The 16,199-nt window shown below is 48.4% G+C and carries 15 protein-coding genes; 2 read left to right on the top strand and 13 right to left on the bottom strand.

Translation table 11 applies throughout. The features are described 5' to 3' along the window. Window positions 1-11: 11 nt before the first annotated feature. Window positions 12-1,043 carry an AraC family transcriptional regulator gene (locus RH46_RS08795; RefSeq protein ID WP_006879066.1) on the top strand — a complete coding sequence of 344 codons (1,032 nt, stop codon included), beginning with the start codon at window positions 12-14 and terminating at the stop codon, window positions 1,041-1,043. Between the two features lie 62 nt (window positions 1,044-1,105). On the opposite strand, the gene speB is transcribed toward RH46_RS08795, so the two are convergent. Both speB and speA read right to left on the bottom strand, forming a co-directional pair. Further along, window positions 1,106-2,032 (bottom strand): agmatinase, encoded by a 927-nt coding sequence (speB, locus tag RH46_RS08800; protein WP_006879067.1) that lies wholly within the window; start codon window positions 2,030-2,032, stop codon window positions 1,106-1,108. After that, window positions 2,033-4,000: an arginine decarboxylase gene (speA, locus tag RH46_RS08805; protein WP_050789237.1), complete on the bottom strand. Its 1,968-nt coding sequence runs from the start codon at window positions 3,998-4,000 to the stop codon at window positions 2,033-2,035. It abuts the gene before it with no gap. A 231-nt stretch (window positions 4,001-4,231) separates the two neighbouring features. On the opposite strand from speA, the gene RH46_RS08810 reads away from it, so the two are divergent. Further along, window positions 4,232-4,753: a DUF2058 domain-containing protein gene (locus RH46_RS08810; RefSeq protein WP_006879069.1), complete on the top strand. Its 522-nt coding sequence runs from the start codon at window positions 4,232-4,234 to the stop codon at window positions 4,751-4,753. Between the two features lie 96 nt (window positions 4,754-4,849). Here the strand turns inward: RH46_RS08810 and cspE are convergent, their stop codons facing one another. The 11 genes from cspE to RH46_RS08865 all read right to left on the bottom strand — a co-directional run bounded on the left by cspE (window position 4,850) and on the right by RH46_RS08865 (window position 16,199). Further along, entirely contained in the window at window positions 4,850-5,062 is a 213-nt protein-coding gene (gene cspE, locus RH46_RS08815) for a transcription antiterminator/RNA stability regulator CspE (protein ID WP_006879070.1), read from the bottom strand. A 303-nt stretch (window positions 5,063-5,365) separates the two neighbouring features. Beyond that, on the bottom strand, window positions 5,366-6,589 hold the full coding sequence (locus RH46_RS08820) for a beta-ketoacyl-ACP synthase (protein ID WP_006879071.1): 1,224 nt from the start codon (window positions 6,587-6,589) through the stop codon (window positions 5,366-5,368). Then, on the bottom strand, window positions 6,586-7,311 hold the full coding sequence (locus tag RH46_RS08825; protein ID WP_006879072.1) for a 3-ketoacyl-ACP reductase FabG2: 726 nt from the start codon (window positions 7,309-7,311) through the stop codon (window positions 6,586-6,588). The genes RH46_RS08820 and RH46_RS08825 overlap by 4 nt, the downstream gene beginning before the upstream one ends. After that, on the bottom strand, window positions 7,308-7,772 hold the full coding sequence (locus RH46_RS08830; protein ID WP_006879073.1) for a hotdog family protein: 465 nt from the start codon (window positions 7,770-7,772) through the stop codon (window positions 7,308-7,310). The genes RH46_RS08825 and RH46_RS08830 overlap by 4 nt, the downstream gene beginning before the upstream one ends. Beyond that, window positions 7,765-8,952, bottom strand: coding sequence for a beta-ketoacyl-[acyl-carrier-protein] synthase family protein (locus RH46_RS08835; RefSeq protein ID WP_040895481.1), 1,188 nt, complete (start codon window positions 8,950-8,952; stop codon window positions 7,765-7,767). The genes RH46_RS08830 and RH46_RS08835 overlap by 8 nt, the downstream gene beginning before the upstream one ends. Before the next feature lie 9 nt (window positions 8,953-8,961). Continuing rightward, window positions 8,962-9,582 (bottom strand): DUF3261 domain-containing protein, encoded by a 621-nt coding sequence (locus tag RH46_RS08840; protein WP_006879075.1) that lies wholly within the window; start codon window positions 9,580-9,582, stop codon window positions 8,962-8,964. Then, the gene (locus RH46_RS08845; RefSeq protein WP_006879076.1) at window positions 9,579-11,924 is read right to left on the bottom strand and encodes an MMPL family transporter; all 2,346 of its coding nucleotides are present in this window, start codon (window positions 11,922-11,924) and stop codon (window positions 9,579-9,581) included. The genes RH46_RS08840 and RH46_RS08845 overlap by 4 nt, the downstream gene beginning before the upstream one ends. Then, entirely contained in the window at window positions 11,896-12,504 is a 609-nt protein-coding gene (locus RH46_RS08850; protein ID WP_006879077.1) for a LolA family protein, read from the bottom strand. The genes RH46_RS08845 and RH46_RS08850 overlap by 29 nt, the downstream gene beginning before the upstream one ends. Next, the gene (locus RH46_RS08855) at window positions 12,504-12,950 is read right to left on the bottom strand and encodes an acyl-CoA thioesterase (protein ID WP_006879078.1); all 447 of its coding nucleotides are present in this window, start codon (window positions 12,948-12,950) and stop codon (window positions 12,504-12,506) included. Before RH46_RS08855 ends, RH46_RS08850 begins: the two co-directional genes overlap by 1 nt. Continuing rightward, complete coding sequence (locus tag RH46_RS08860) at window positions 12,950-14,503, bottom strand: HAL/PAL/TAL family ammonia-lyase (RefSeq protein ID WP_006879079.1); 1,554 nt, start codon at window positions 14,501-14,503, stop codon at window positions 12,950-12,952. Before RH46_RS08860 ends, RH46_RS08855 begins: the two co-directional genes overlap by 1 nt. After that, the gene (locus tag RH46_RS08865) at window positions 14,484-16,199 is read right to left on the bottom strand and encodes a glycosyltransferase family 2 protein (RefSeq protein ID WP_006879080.1); all 1,716 of its coding nucleotides are present in this window, start codon (window positions 16,197-16,199) and stop codon (window positions 14,484-14,486) included. The genes RH46_RS08860 and RH46_RS08865 overlap by 20 nt, the downstream gene beginning before the upstream one ends.

Here is a 16,199-nt window from a genome sequence, read left to right on the forward strand (position 1 = left end):
GAGTTCACAACATGCAAGTCATCGCTCACTATCAGCCTACAGACCAGCGTCATCAACTTGGGGTCATGGACGTCGCCTTGCTGCTTAATGCTGTGGAAAGCTTTGGCGTTCGGTCTGAATCTCTGGTTAATGAGGCGGGTTTAGCCGAGATAGATTGGTACAGTGAACAGAGTCAGATCACTTATGCTGATAAGCTCAAGTTATTTGGTCATGTTAATCGTCAATGGCCGGGACTGGGGTTGGGTTTGCTGGTTGGCGAGCAGGCAACCTTAAGCCACTTCGGAATTCTTGGCTATGCGATCCTCAGCAGCAGGACGGTGCAAGATGCGATTAATACTGGCTTTAAATACCTCGATCTAAATGGGCCGGTGTTCTCGGTGACCGTTGAGGTAGAGCGAGATATTGCTGCGATTCGCCTTGAAAACGTGCTTGATGTCGGTGAGATGCTGCCATTTTGTAGTGAGTACTTCCTTAGCTCAATAGCCTCGTTGTTCCTTGAGCTAACTGGCCAACAGTTTAAAGTAAACGTCATTCACCTGCCTTATCAAGCTCCTGAGTATCACGCCCGCTATCAGCAGCGCTTTGCTTGTGAAGCAGAGTTTAACCAGGATGAACTGGCGCTGTATTTTAACGCCGGGCAGTTGGCTCTTCCTCTGACAACTCATAATGCCGACAAACTCAGCCATTACCTCAAGTCGTGTGACTCTCTGGTTGCGGCATTACAGTCACCCTATCTGCTCACGAATCAGATTAAAGCGATTTTGTATCAAAGTGCAGGAGCGTTTCCGACGTTTGAATCGCTTGCGGTTCAGTTCGGTTGTTCAGAGCGAACATTGCGTCGTCAGCTGGATCAGCATAAGACCAGTTATCAGGCGCTGCTCAATGAAGTGCGCGGGGATTTAGCCAAGGAGTATCTGCTCGGGACGCGATTAACCGTGGAAGAGATTGGTTTTCGCCTTGGTTATAGCGATAGTGCTAATTTCCGTCGTGCATTTAAGCGTTGGACAGGCATGACTCCCCAACAGTTCAGAGCAGAAGTTTAAGCAGCACAAATAAAAATGCCAGCGTGAACACTGGCATTGTTTAGATAGATGGAGATCGACGTTTACTCGCTGACGCGATTTGAAGCCCAGGCGTACATCAACTCAAGCGCGATTGTTGCACCAGCCAGAGCCGTCAGGTCGCTTTGGTCGTAAGGAGGTGAAACCTCTACTACGTCCATACCAACGATATTGACACCTGCTAAACCGCGTAAAATCTTCAGGACTTTATCGGAATTCAGACCACCACAAACAGGGGTACCTGTACCCGGTGCAAAGGCTGGATCCAGACAGTCGATGTCAAATGTCACATACACTGGCTTATCACCGATGATGTCGCGAATACGCGTTACGATGTCATCTGCGCTCAGGTCGTTTGCTTCCATCGCATTGATAACGTTAAAGCCGTGACCTTCTTGCTGGTACTCAGTACGAATGCCGATCTGAACCGAGTGTTTAGCCGAGATTAAGCCTTCGTTTGGCGCATGATAGAACATTGTGCCGTGGTCATAACTACTACCGTTGTCATAGGTATCAGTATGAGCGTCGAAGTGAATCAGAGCCATCTCACCGTGATGCTTAGCGTAAGCGCGCAGAATCGGCAGAGTTATGAAATGGTCACCACCCAGCGCCAGCATTGTCTTACCGCTTTTCAGAATCTCACTGGTCGCTGCTTCCAGACGGTAAGTGAAGTCTTCTGCGTCGCCACAATCGAATACCAGATCACCAGCATCAATGACTTTAGCTCGGTCAAACACGTTGAAGTTCCATGGGAACTTGTTACCTTCCCAAGCAAGATTCACTGAAGCGCGGCGAATTGCGTCCGGCCCCATACGTGCGCCCGGTCTGCCAGACGTTGCCATATCGAGTGGCACACCTAGTACCACCAGATCAGCATCCGCTGAGACTGGGTTGCGCAGATAAGGTCTGCGCATAAAACTCATCGAGTTTGAGTAGAGTGAATAATCAGTCTTAGTGAACAAATCATTCATTTAAAAATCCTCTAAATAGGTGTAACCAGTCAGGCCACCTTCTAATTCTTCTAGTACTGTTTGCTGCTCGCTCGCTTCAACGCGTTCTGCGACCAGCTCACGGTAGTTGTGGCGAATCTTATCAACGTCGATATGTACATAGCGCATCATATCTTCAACGCTGTCACCTTCGTCAATACGTTCGATGATCGCATTGCCGTTTTCATCAACGTTAACCACCGCACTGTGGGTGTCGCCAAACAGGTTGTGCATGTCACCAAGGATCTCTTGGTAGGCACCAACAAGGAAGAAGCCCATTAAGTATGGTTTATCTTTGTTCCAGGCTGGTACTGGCAGCGTTGTCTCAATACCCTGACCTTCAACGTACTGTTCAATCGCACCATCAGAGTCACACGTGATATCCAGCATCACTGCGCGACGATCTTCAACGTTTTCCAAACCTGATAGCGGTAGAACAGGGAATACCTGATCAATACCCCACGCATCTGGTAGTGACTGGAACAGCGAGAAGTTAACAAAGAACTTGTCGGCTAGTCGCTCGTTCAGCTCGTCCAGAATTGGGCGATGGAAACGGTTTTTATTGCTCATCTGACGGCTCAGCTCGAAGTAAATTCGTAGCGAAAGCTGCTCAGCCCAGGCACGTTGCTGTAGGTTGAGTACGCCAGTCGCGAACTGAGAGTGCACTTCAGCTAAGTCACTCTGAGTATCGTTATAAATTTCAATCAGAGCACGTGCATCGCTGCCATCTTGCAGGTTTTCCCAGCTACGCCACATATTCTGTAGCAAGGTTGGGTCTTCCGCGTTTGGCGCAACCACCTGTTCTGGATGATACGCTTCTGTACCGATAACGTTCGTGATCAATACCGCATGGTGGGCAGTCAGAGAACGGCCTGATTCTGAAATGATCACAGGCACTGGTTGCTCATACTGCTGACATACGTCACCCACTGTGCTGACGATGTTACGTGCGTATTCAATCAGGCCGTAGTTCATCGAGTTCGATGACTGGCTACGTGTGCCGTCGTAATCGACAGCCAGACCACCACCAATGTCAAAGTAAGTGATGTCCGCACCCATAGCGCGAAGTTCACAGTAGAAACGTGCTGACTCGTTGACACCGTTACGGATGTCGCGAATGTTGGCCATTTGCGAACCGAGGTGGAAGTGAACCAGTTGCATCGCGTCTAGTTGCTGTTCTTGTTTCAGGCGCTCAATAACAGTAAGCACTTGTGACGCTGCTAAACCGAATTTAGATTTCTCGCCACCGCTTGACTGCCATTTGCCTGCACCCTGAGAAGCAAGACGAATACGGAGACCCAAACGAGGTTTCACGCCTAAGCTCTTTGCTTCTTTCAGCACCAGATCAAGCTCAGAAAGCTTCTCTAGTACGATAAATACTTTGTGACCGAGCTTCTCACCAATCAGTGCCAGGCGAATATACTCTCTGTCTTTGTAGCCGTTACATACGATCACAGAACTGGCTTTTTGCGCCAGAGCCAGTACCGCAAGCAGTTCTGGTTTACTACCTGCTTCAAGACCAAGCTGTTTGGTTTCTAGCTGAGCCTGGCTCTCTAGAATTTCGTCTACGACTTCTTTTTGCTGGTTAACCTTGATTGGGTAAACCAACAGGTAGTTATTCTGATATTGGTTCTCTTCAATCGCCTGATTAAAGGCTTGGCAGATACCGTGCACACGTTGGTGCAAAATTTGTGGGAATCGCACCAGTACCGGCAGGTTTAGCTGCTTTTGTTCTAGTTGCGATACGATGTTACTTAATGGAATTTGGTGCGCGTTATCGCTGCGAGGTGACACATACACCTCACCCTGGTTGTCGATACCATAGAAGCCTTGGCTCCAGTAATGAACATTGTAATCAGCGCGAACACGGTCAAGTTTGGAAATGTTTTCCACATCAAATCTCACAAAGACAGAGAGAAAAAAACATGATTCAGATTGGCCTGAAATCATACCTGAGACGGGGCTGAGTAGGGGAAGCAAAGCCGCCGCGTCGAGCGCATTAACGGATAAATCCCCACCGCTGTCTAACAAAACAATTTTGTCGTGACGATTGCGCAATAAATAGTCTAGCAACTGTTGAATGCGGACCGGGTTCCAGCGCGATTCAATATTGAGACTGACCTTTATTTGCATTGGTCGAACCGTTAAAATAGCCTCAAATTGAATAGCGTTGGATAGACCATGGCAAAACTAACACTCCAAGAGCAGATGCTAAAAGCAGGCTTGGTGAACGAGAAAAAGCTTAAAAAAGCGAAGAAAGGTTCTAAGAAATCTCGAGTACAGGCTCGAGAAGTTAAAGCCGCTGTTGAAGAGAACAAACGCCAACAGCAAGAGCGTGATAAAGCGCTGAGCAATGAGCAGAAAGAGCAGCGTTTGAGCAAAGAAATTCAGGCGCAAATCAAACAGCTGATTGAGATGAACAAGATCGATCTTAAAGATGGCGACATCAAGTACAACTTTACGGATGGCACACTGGTAAAAGCCGTTTACGTTGAGTCTTCGGTTCGTGATCAGTTGGCGAAAGGTATTCTGTCGATTGCTCGCAGCGATGAGTCTTACGTTGTGATTCCAAGTAGCGTTGCTAACAAAATTGCCCTACGCGATGAGAGCGTGATTATCGAGCAGAATGCGCCGACAGAAGAAGTGGCGGATGAAGATGATCCGTATGCAGATTTCGTCGTGCCAGATGACCTGATGTGGTAATTGGTCTCAGCAAGCTAACCTTGAGCAAATAAAAAACCAGCCACTAGGGCTGGTTTTTTTGAATCTTAGATAATTGACGTTTAGGTCAATCTAAAATTAAGAAGCTACAACGTTAGCAGCTTGTGGGCCTTTTTGACCTTGTTCAACTTCGAAAGAAACCTGTTGGCCTTCTTTCAGAGTTTTGAAACCTTCAGAAGCGATAGCACGGAAGTGAACGAATACGTCAGCGCCGCCGTTTTCAGGAGTGATGAAACCGAAGCCTTTCTCTTCGTTGAACCATTTAACGATACCAGTAGTTTTGTTAGACATAATCTGTCCCTTATATAAATTGAATTAATCTTCTATATGCGCTGAAAATTTGAACTATTTAATGTAACGATGAAGCTAAGGGAAACACGAAGGATAACAACGGTAACGCAGTATTTCTAAGGATTTACTTTTGACTTGCAGTTTCACTAATAACTCTGAATTGCAGAGCGAGGAAATATTACCTTATTCCGAGCGCTTGTAAAGCTATATTTAGAAAGAATTTGATTATTTTTTGTTCAATTCAAAATTAAAGCCCTCATAGAGGGCTTTGTGAGGAAAGTCTGAGCATTCCGGCAGTCAGGTTCAGATCTTTTTGAAAATGATAGAGGTGTTAATACCGCCGAAAGCAAAGTTATTGCTCATCAGGTATTCAACCTCTAACTCTCGACCCGCTCCGGTAATGTAATCCAGATTGCCACATTGTTCGTCCAGTGAGTCGAGGTTCAGCGTTGGGCTGAACCAACCAGTGTGCATCATTTCCAGACTTAGCCAGGCTTCAATCGCACCACAGGCACCAAGAGTATGACCAAAATAACTCTTCAGTGAGCTGATTGGCACCTTACCCAGAGCATTGGCCGTGGCGTTACTTTCTGCAATATCGCCGCGATCTGTGGCAGTACCATGAGCAGAAACATAGTCGATTTGCTCAGCTTTAACACCTGCGTTCTCCAGTGCCATCTCCATACAAATCTGCATGGTTTCCATTTGGGGTTGTGTCACATGAGCGGCGTCGCAGTTGCTGGCAAAGCCGATGATCTCTGCATAAATCTTTGCGCCACGAGCTTTAGCATGTTCATACTCTTCCAGCACGAGAGTGCCAGCGCCTTCTCCGATAACCAAACCATCACGGTGGGTATCGTATGGACGTGGAGTACTCTTTGGTGCTTCGTTTTTCAGGCTGGTGGCAAACAGGGTATCAAATACCGCAGATTCCGTAGGACAAAGCTCTTCGCCGCCGCCGGCTACCATCACTGTTTGGTAGCCATGTTTGATCGCTTCATAAGCGTAACCAATCGCCTGGCTGCCAGAGGTACATGCGCTGCTGGTTGGGATGACTCGTCCTCGTAGGCCAAAGAATAAGCCAACGTTAACTGCTGTGGTGTGCGGCATCATCTGTACATAGGTGGTCGCAGTGATCGCCTTGGTGGTTTTCTCATTTAGCATCACGCCAAATGCACCGATAGCATCTGTACTGCCTGTCGATGAACCGTAAGCGATACCTGTCTGACCGTTGGTCAGTACTTCCGCACCAAGCAACCCTGCTTGCGCAAGGGCATTTTCTGTTGCCACAGTCGCGAGTTTGGATACGCGACCCATACCGCGTACCTGCTTACGTTTGTAGTGTTTTGGTAGCTCAAAATTGTCTACTGGTGCAGCTAACTTAGTGTTGAGACCATCGTACTGCTCATAGCTTGGCATGTATTGAGTCGCGTTTTGGCACGCTCTTAGTTTAGGTTCAACTGACTGCCAGTCGTTACCAAATGCAGTAACTCCGGACATGCCTGTTACGACGACACGGCGACTCATACCAGGCCTCCATTGACTGAAATGACCTGGCGAGTAACGTAACCCGCAATATCAGACATCAGGTAGCTAACCAGACCTGCTACTTCTTCAGGCTCGCCCATACGGCGCAAAGGGATCTGTGGCATAGCGTGTTCTTTGACATGTTCATCGACCATACCAGTATCAATCAGACCTGGCGCAACACAGTTAACGGTGATTTTGCGCTTGGCAAGTTCCAGAGCCAGTGACTTAGTCGCGCCAATTACACCTGCTTTAGCGGCGCTGTAGTTGGTTTGCCCACGGTTACCCATCAATCCAGAAACAGAAGCTAGAGTGACGATACGGCCCCCTTTACGTTTCTGAACCATTGGCATGACAACCGGATGAAGAACGTTGTAGAAACTGTCGAGGTTGGTGTGGATTACGCCGTCCCACTCTTCTTCAGTCATGGCAGGAAAAGCAGTGTCACGGGTGATGCCCGCGTTATTGACTACGCCATAGTAGGCGCCATGTTCGGCGATATCGCTTTCTAATTTGTCGCGACACTCCTGACGGTTACTGATATCAAATTGGATCAGGCGGCCACTGCCACCGTTGCCAACAATAGTGTCTAAGGTCTGTTGTGCGCCTTGCTGGTCACCCATGTAATGAACGGCGATGGTGAATCCATCTTTAGCTAATTGGATAGCGATCGCTTGGCCAATGCCTTTACTCGCGCCTGTAACTAAAACTTGTCGGGTCATTGTTGACTCCTGATTTTCATTTCTTGTAATTTTTGTTCTGATGGTACGTAAACATTCAGCTGGCAGCTTGCAATGGTCTGCTGCTGGTGCTCAATACGGGCTGAAAATACCGCCATACCATTATCTTCCATCATTTTCTCGGCATAGATATCGAGTAGTTGACCGTTTTGGAACGCATCGCAATGGGATAGGTAACGGCGGCTACCGAGTAAAAAGCCAATCGGTGGCTCATCACCTTGCTGTAAAGCGTGGTAACCGGACCAGGCAGCGACTGACTGAGCCATAAACTCAATGCCCACATACGCAGGAAGAGTGCCGGTTTCAGCATTAAAAAATGGATTCTTGGCACCAATCTCCACCTGACAGTGGATGGTGTCTTGTTGAATGTCTAGCGCACGATCGATAAGGATCATTGGCTCATCATGAGGCAATAGCTGCGCGATAGGTGGATAGTTAGTCATGGAGGTAACCAAAGATAAGACTGATGTTGTTGCCACCGAATGCAAACGAGTTGCTTAAAATGGCTTTACCCTGCAGTTTAGTCGCTGTTTCAACCAATGAAACCTCGATATCCTCTGCCTTATCGCGGCAGTGCTGAATGGGTAGATCTAAGTCGTATTTCAAAATATGCCATGCAATGGCGGCTTCAGTTGCGCTTGCAGCGCCAAGGGTGTGCCCGGTCAGGGGCTTAGTCGAGCTGACCGGAACCCGATCACCAAACAAGCGATAAATCGCCTTGCTTTCCATGCTGTCATTCAGTGGTGTTGCCGTTCCATGAGCATTAATGTAGCCGATATCGTCGACCGTCAGTCCTGCATCATCAAGTGCTTTTTGCATCGCCTGCTCAGCCCCTTTTCCTTCAGGGTGCGGTGCAGAAATATGGTGAGCGTCAGAGCTGTCACCAGCACCGAGCAGGGCGACCTGAGATGGCTGATGACTTAACAGCATTAAGGCGGCGGATTCACCGATATTAATGCCGTTTCTTGTCTGGCTAAATGGCTGACAAAGTGTGTTAGAGAGGGCTTCAAGGCCATTAAAACCATTCAGTGTTAAGCGACAAAGCGTATCGACTCCGCCGACAATCACAGCGTCGACCAAGCCGCTACGGAGCAGCCTTTGTGCACTAATAAATACCCGACCGCTCGAAGAGCAGGCGGTTGATACGCAATAGCAAGGTCCGGTAATACCGAAATAGGCGGCGACAAAGTCGCTGGTATTGCCAAGCTCCTGTTTGCGGTAATGGTAGTGCTCGGGAAAGTCGCCTTTCTCCAACATTTCGTTGTAGGCCTTTTCACCGTCAGCAATACCAGAGGTGCTGGTGCCAATGATGACCGCGACTCTTGATGGGCCGAAATCGTTGACTGCCTGACGAACTTTATCCTCTATTTGTAACATGGCTGACAGCGCCAGCTGATTGTTACGTGAGTCAAATTCCACCAAGTGGTCTGGTAGTGTGGTTAGAGGTGTATCGACACGCCCGACGACCGTCGACGTACCGGTATTTAGAATATGGTCATCAGCCACCATGTTGGAGGCGTGTTGACCGGACAGGCATTGGTGTATCTGGGATACATCTGATCCCATTGCGCAATGAAAGCCACAGTCTTGAATAAAAATGGGTTTAGAAACGTGTGTCAGCATGATGGCTATCTAGGTCATTGGTGCTTTATTAAATTGCAGCGTTTTAATCTTTACAGTGTAGTTGTCGATCAGATGATGAAAAGTGATCTCACCCGTTAGCCTGTCCTTGTTGCTGTACTGGATGTCGATGACCTTTTCACCATTGCTATCGAATATGGCTCTGGAATTATCTTGATCAATAATTTGCCACCTTACCTTATTTAACGGGGCTTCCCAAGCAGAAGACGGCCAGAGCGTGATCATCAGGTTAAATAGTACCTGCTCAGGCTGAGGCAGTACTCCACCAAGGCCTTTCATGACATCGGTTGAAATGACATCGTCATGATAACTAAGGGATATAATCCGTGTACCCCATGAAGAGAACCCTGCCAGAACCAGTTTATCCTTAGACACTTGCAGTTGTACCGGAAGCTGCTCGCTACGAGTTTGATCGCCGTTGTTCCATTGAGCCTGGATTAACTGGCTCGCCGTCAGTGAATAGTTGAGTGAAGCAGGAGACGGCAGATTGACTTGTGTCTGCTGCGCGATCACAACCGTCGGTGTACTACTTTGAGGAACCGAACTGCAAGCCGACAGCGTCACGCCAAGGATAATCGCGTAAAGCGTTTTAGTTAGAGTCGAGCGCTTCATTGTTTCTCCTCATCATTGATAGCAAGGGGAGACAGTAACCAGGCGATAAAAATACCGCTCAGAACTGTGATACCAAAGCTATGAATGGCGTGTGTCTGGCTAAGGGACAACAGCCCAAATGAGAGCAGGGTTGTCAGTGCCGAAAGGGTAATTGCCAGTAATGTACTTTGGCTACGAGCTTTTTCAGCAAAAAACAGTGTGTAGTCGATGCCAATCCCAATAATGAGAATAAGTGCGAGTAAATTGAACAGGTTCAGGGTCGAACCTAGCATGGTCGCACTGGCCAACCCGCCCAAACAGGCAATCAGAGATGGGGTTAGAATTAGCGTTGCATGCTTGATGCCATAGCGTTTGATCAGCAGACCTCCAATCACAGCCAGAGCGATGATTATCAGCTCCACGACTTTGATGCGGTACTCGCCAAACAGAGTCGAGATCTCTTCCGCTTTGTTAAGGTAGCTAACATCGGTCTGGTTCGCAGCGAAACTCTTCACTGTCGCAGCGTCATTGAGCGTGTTCAGGACCACAATAGCAGCCACCTGGTTGTCTATCTGACCAACATAGAGAAATCGAACAGGTTCAGAGACAAGCTGAGTGAGATAATCCTGCAGCTTAACCGGGGAGAATGGTTGCTCTAGCTCAGGAACAACAGTCAGTCTTAGCGAATCACTCAGTGTCTGCCCTTGTGTGGTGTAGAGCTGACTAATTAGCTGATAGTCGTCTTTTTGGCGGGCTATTGAACCAAGGTATTGAGACAGACTTTGGTAACCGTCGATTATCCCTTGCGCTTGCCAATTGTGTAGAGTTGAACTGATTAACTCAAGACGTTGCATTAAGGCTTCGTCATCTGCCGCCGTAACCACTAACATTTGTTGTGACGACTGCAGACCGCTGATCTGGTTTATCTTCTGCTCCTGCTGTTTAAGACTATCGGGCATCGCCTGCAACTGACGGATATCGTCATCGTACTGCAGCATAGTTAACGGCAGAACTGAGGCAGCAAAGCAGAGCAGAGGCAAGGCGACTTTAAACTTTGGTCGCTGCCACACGTCCAACCATTGTTGCCATAACCATTCACCCGGTAATCGGCGTGAAGTCGTTGCTCGATGGGCTAAGATTGGATACCAGGCAACAACGGTGGCATAGGCGGCGATCAGGCCAACCGAAGAGAATAGCGCCAGTTGTTGTAGGCCGGGAAAAGGGGCAATCAACATACCCAGATAGCCAATCAGGCTGGTGATCAGCCCCATCGAAATTGCGGCCAGAATATGTTTGAGTCCTTTTCGGCTGTCCCAGTTATTCCCGGCGGCAAGACGCTCTGTCAGGTAATGAAAAGCGTAGTCGATTGAGACACCAATCAGACTTGCACCAAACACTAGACTAAACAGGTGAACACGACCAAACAGAGCGGTAGTGACCGCCAGTGCAGCGATAAGGCCCACAGTGATCGATAACAAAGCCAACAGTAGCGGGGCACTGCTTCTGAACACGCCAATGACCAGTATCACAATACCTAGTAGTGAAAACAGGCCAATGGTACTGATTTCTGATTTAGCGCTTTGAGTGCCAAACTCAGCATAGAAAAGCACACCTGTATGAAGTGTTTGCGCCTGATACTGCTGAGATAGTTGTTGTTCAATGTCGACAATCGTGGCGACACCTTGCTGAGCGCCAAGGCTGTATGGGGATGCGTTAAGGGTTGCCGTGATCAGGAGATATTTATTTCCCTGATGCTCTGTGGTGAGGTAACCGTTATCGATGCTAAAGGCTGAACTGAGCTTGGTCAGCTGGCCTAGATAATCTCGAAATAGTAAGAATGGGTCACTGGTAAGTTCATTGCCCGTGACACCTGAAAATGGGTTATAGATCGATTGAATCACGTGTTGAACCTGAGCTTGAGGTGCGCTGCTCAGGCGTTGGCGTTGCTCATCGGTCAGCTGTTGAAAACGATGCTTAAAGTAGTAACTGGCCCATTGCTGCTGTTGTTCTGGTGTGACTTTGCCCGTCACCTGACTAAAGAGGCCTGTTTCTTTTAGTGAGCGTTCCAGTTGATTAGCGGCGGCGAAAACTTGCTCTTGTTGCTCGGTGCTGATCAGGAATACCACTTTATCGCTAAAGTTGTTTGAGACTGCCTCAAACGCCTGCTCAGCAACCGGATTCTGTTTGTTCTCAGGCAGCAGTTTTAAAATGTTGGTTTCAATAGGAGATTGAGCTGACCACATCCACTGTTTAGCCAGCATGGCAAGGAAGAGTAGGACTAATCCAAGCCATGCGATAGCGATGTTGTTGCCTGTTTTTCCTGACTGCACAGGGTTAGAAACTGAATTGCGCTTGTTCAGCATCGCTTAAGCTCTCAGGCTGATGGGTTTGATTCGAGAACAGGATCTCAGTTTTGTCGCCGCGAATCTCTTGCAGAGTCAGGGCATCAATATCCTGTTGCCCAGTCAGGGTGATGGATTTGAACACAGAGTTGAGAGGGGCTTGTTTTGGCGTTAGCAGTAATGTCCATTGCTGGTCTTTAACATCAAATGCCATGTCAAACTGTTGCTGCAGCGCTTCGGTATCACCATGGAATACCGCCAGGAATACGTGGCTGAAGTAAAACGCCATTGGGTTTTCTTTAGCAGTGATGGTTTGTGGCTCCTGTCCCGCAAAGGTTTGACGAAGCTTATCTTCGGTCAGCACTAAATGGACAGGGAACGGTGTTGTTTGCTGCCACAATAAGCCCTGGGCTTTGCTCAGAGTAAAGTTACCTTCGGAGCTTAAAGGCTGTTCAAACATCTCAAGATGACGAAGCTGAGTAAAGTCGCCACGTACAGTGGCTGTCTTTGCCAGTTGCTCCTGCAGCGAGGTCAGATCCGTTACCTGCGCCCAACTTAGTGGAGAGATCGCAAGTAGCGTCAGGATTAACCACTTTTTCATTAACAGAGACTCCCGTGCTGGTGCCATTGTTCAACTTTGTCGATAAAGACTTTTGGTGAAGCAAAGCACATCTCTTGCTCTTTAATACTGACCGCCACTTGAGTGGTGTGCGCCTTACACATTCTCTGGCCCGTTTCAGCATCGTAGATAACGTAATCGACCCGCAGACGGTTTTCCCATTCCGTCAGCTTAGCCGATACTCGAATCTGATGATTGAACGGGATCGCCTTGACGTACTTAACGCGAGTATCAATGATCGGCCACATGTAACCAGACTCATTCATCGCCAGATAACCATATTCGATCTTATCCATCATGATGCGGCGCGCTTCTTCGAAAAAGCGGAAGTAGTTACCATGATAAATAACACCCATAGGGTCGGCATCCTGAAATGAGGTGACCAGAGTCACCTCAGATTCGAGTGGGAATTGAATCTCTTGCTCCATTATGCCTCCGGATAGAGTGCCCAGTGGCGCTGCTGGATGCGAGTGATAAAGTGGCGTAAATCGTGTTCTAGTGGGCGATCTTCGGCAACAAATTCAAATTCACTCAATACCGCATCACGAATCATCTTGAGATTGTCACTCATATGGTGCTCATCAAGTTCATTATGGCGGCGGCGAATTTCTACTGCTTGAATACTCGCCAGTAGTGAGGCCGCTGCTACTTGCTCGGTTAACTCAAGCACGCGCAGACAGTCACGGGCAGCGATGGTGCCCATACTCACTTTATCCTGATTGTGGCACTCGGTTGAACGAGAGAAAACACTCGCTGGCATGGTGTGCTTTAACGCTTCTGCTGTCCAGGCAGAAATACCAATCTGGACTGCCTTGAAACCGTGGTTGATTGGCTTACGCTCGCCTTCTGCACCAGTAAGGTTAAATGGCAGGCCATTGTTGAATTTGTAATCCATCAGCTGTGCCATTTGGCGGTCAAGCAGATCAGCAAGGTTAGCGATACCGGTTTTTAGCGTATCCATTGCCATAGCGATATGACCACCGTAGAAGTGACCACCATGCAGTACGCGCTCGTTTTCGCCATCGATAATTGGGTTATCGTTGGCGCTGTTGAGCTCGTTTTCGATCATGGAACGTAGCCATGGCAGAGAGTCCTGAACCACGCCAATCACATGCGGCGCACAACGCAGTGAATAACGGTCTTGTAGACGGTCACTGTTGCGTGGTGGGCGGTCCGCTTTTAAGTCGTCACGCAGCCATGCCGCTACCTGCTGTTGACCTGGGTGAGGCTTCACCGCAAATAGTGCTTCATCAAAGTGGAAGTCATTACCGTGCATGCCTACAGAGACCATCGCGGTGATCTTGGTACATAGCTGCGCCAGGTACTCAGCTCGCTTGTAAGCAAGACAGGCTAGTGCGGTCATAACCGATGTACCGTTCATCAGGGCAAGGCCCTCTTTTGGTTTCAGGTGAATCGGATTAATACCTAATTCAGCGTAGACCTCAGCGGTCGGGCGTACTTCACCTTTATAAATCACGTCGCGCTCGCCAATTAGAGCTGCAGCAAGATAAGAAAGTGGTGTCAGATCGCCACTTGCGCCAACAGAACCCTCTTGTGGAATACGTGGAGAGATATCCTGATTAATCAGAGTCACGATTTGGTTAAGCAGATCGTGTGTTACCCCTGAAACTCCTTGAGCTAGCGAGCATAGACGAGTCGCTAATACGGCACGAGCCTGCTGATGTGACAGCACTTCGCCCAGGCCGCAGCCATGGAAGCGGGTTAAATGCAGTGGCAGTTCATCGACCAGTTCAGGTGGAATAGCAACCGTGCAAGAATCGCCATAACCTGTGGTTACGCCATAGATGACGCCCTCTTCCTTCAACAAACGCTCAAGGAACTGCACGCCTTTGTCGATCTTAGTGGTAAATTCTGGCGAGTTATTGAGGCTAGCATTGGCACCTTGGGCAATGGCAACCACATCTTCTATGGTCAGCGCCTGTGCGCCAAACGTAATGGTGTTATTGTTTTGCATCGTCATCTTGCTGATTACTTAATGTCCAAAAATTGAAAAAATTATACCACTGCAATGGCGCTTGCAGGGTGTAGTGTTGCAGACGTTGGGCATAGTCTTGCACAACTTGCTGTAGGGCCTGTTTGCGCTCTTTTCTCGGCAGGATGATCTGCTCGCGGAAAGGTTCGAAATAGACGTTAAAGTGTGGTTTGGCACTGCTGTCATCGCGGAGGCCGAATAACAGATAAACCGGAGCTTTTAGCACCGATGCCAGCATAAATGGCCCTTGCGGGAAAGGCGCTGGTTTGCCCAGAAAGTCGGCCCATACTGAGCGGCTCTCTTTGCTGGTGGAGGTGCGATCACCGACAATCACAATCCATTCACCTTGTTCGATCTTTTGCTGAAGCAGAATCGCAGTATCAGGCCCCATGGAGCTAACCTGTATCAGATTGAGTTCCGATTTAGGGTTGACCGCTTTCATTACGCTGTTAAAGCGCTCTGCATGTTCGGTAAACACCAGTGCATTGATCTTTATGTGTGAATGGCGACGTCCCAACGCTCGACACAGTTCGATGTTTCCAAGGTGTGAGCCGAGAATGACAACCCCTTGTTTGTTATCGACCATGTTCTGGAAGTTATCCTGACCATGAATGGTGAGATTGTCGACGTTAAAGTCACCTTTCCATGCTGCCAGTTTATCAAGCATGGTATGGCCAAAAGAGAGCAGGTGGTGGTAGCTGTCTAACTTATCCGGCAGTGGCAGTGAGTGCTGCTTCGCGTATGACTGAAGCTGATTGAGATAGATCTCAGATGCCTGTTTGGCGTCTTTGCCCGTCAGGTGATAGTAACCAATGACGAACTTGAGGATCAGATTAAACACCTTGCGTCCCAACAGGCTGTATATCGCCAGTAATAGCTTGATACCAAAGATGGTGCCTTGCTCCTGGCGTTTTGACCAATGGGTTTGACCACCGCTGCTGTTGTTACGCGTTTTTTTACGGGCGAGTAATTTAGGGATCCTCGGCAGCATGCCGAAGAACAGTCGGGTATGCATCCAACTGATTTTTACGTTATCCCAAAGCGCATCGAAGTGGGATATTCCCCCTTCAGGATAAATCACGCGGGTTTCGACAAATTCAATATCGACACCTTCCCAATACATACGAACCAGGATCTCGATATCGAAATCCATTCGTCTGCCGATGTCATATTTGTTCAGAACCTCGACGGTTTTCGCCACTGGATAGGCGCGAAAACCGCACATGCTGTCTTTGATGGTTAGTGATAAGGTCTCAATCCAGACCCAAACATGAGTGGCGTAGCGACCATATAAACGCGCCTTAGGCACACTCTCGTCATAGACAGGCTGTCCGGAAATTAAAAATTCTGGGTTCTGTTGCGAACTCGAGATCAAAGCTGGCAATGCATCGATATCATGCTGACCATCGGCGTCTATCTGAATCACATGGGTGTAATCCAGTTGGTGTGCATGACGGATTCCCGCCATCACCGCACCACCTTTACCTTGATTCTCCTTCAGAGTGACTAAGGTTACGTCCTCTTGCCGGCCAAGCTCATCAAGAGCCTGTTGGGTGGTTATCTCGCTACCGTCATCAACAATAATAAAAGGTAAATTAAAAGGTTTCAGTGATGACACCACAGCAGCGATGGTGCTGCCATGGTTGTAACAAGGGATGAGAAAACAGGGCTGGTAACCTTCCAC

The organism is Vibrio brasiliensis LMG 20546 (assembly GCF_000189255.1).
GTDB classification, from domain to species: domain Bacteria; phylum Pseudomonadota; class Gammaproteobacteria; order Enterobacterales; family Vibrionaceae; genus Vibrio; species Vibrio brasiliensis.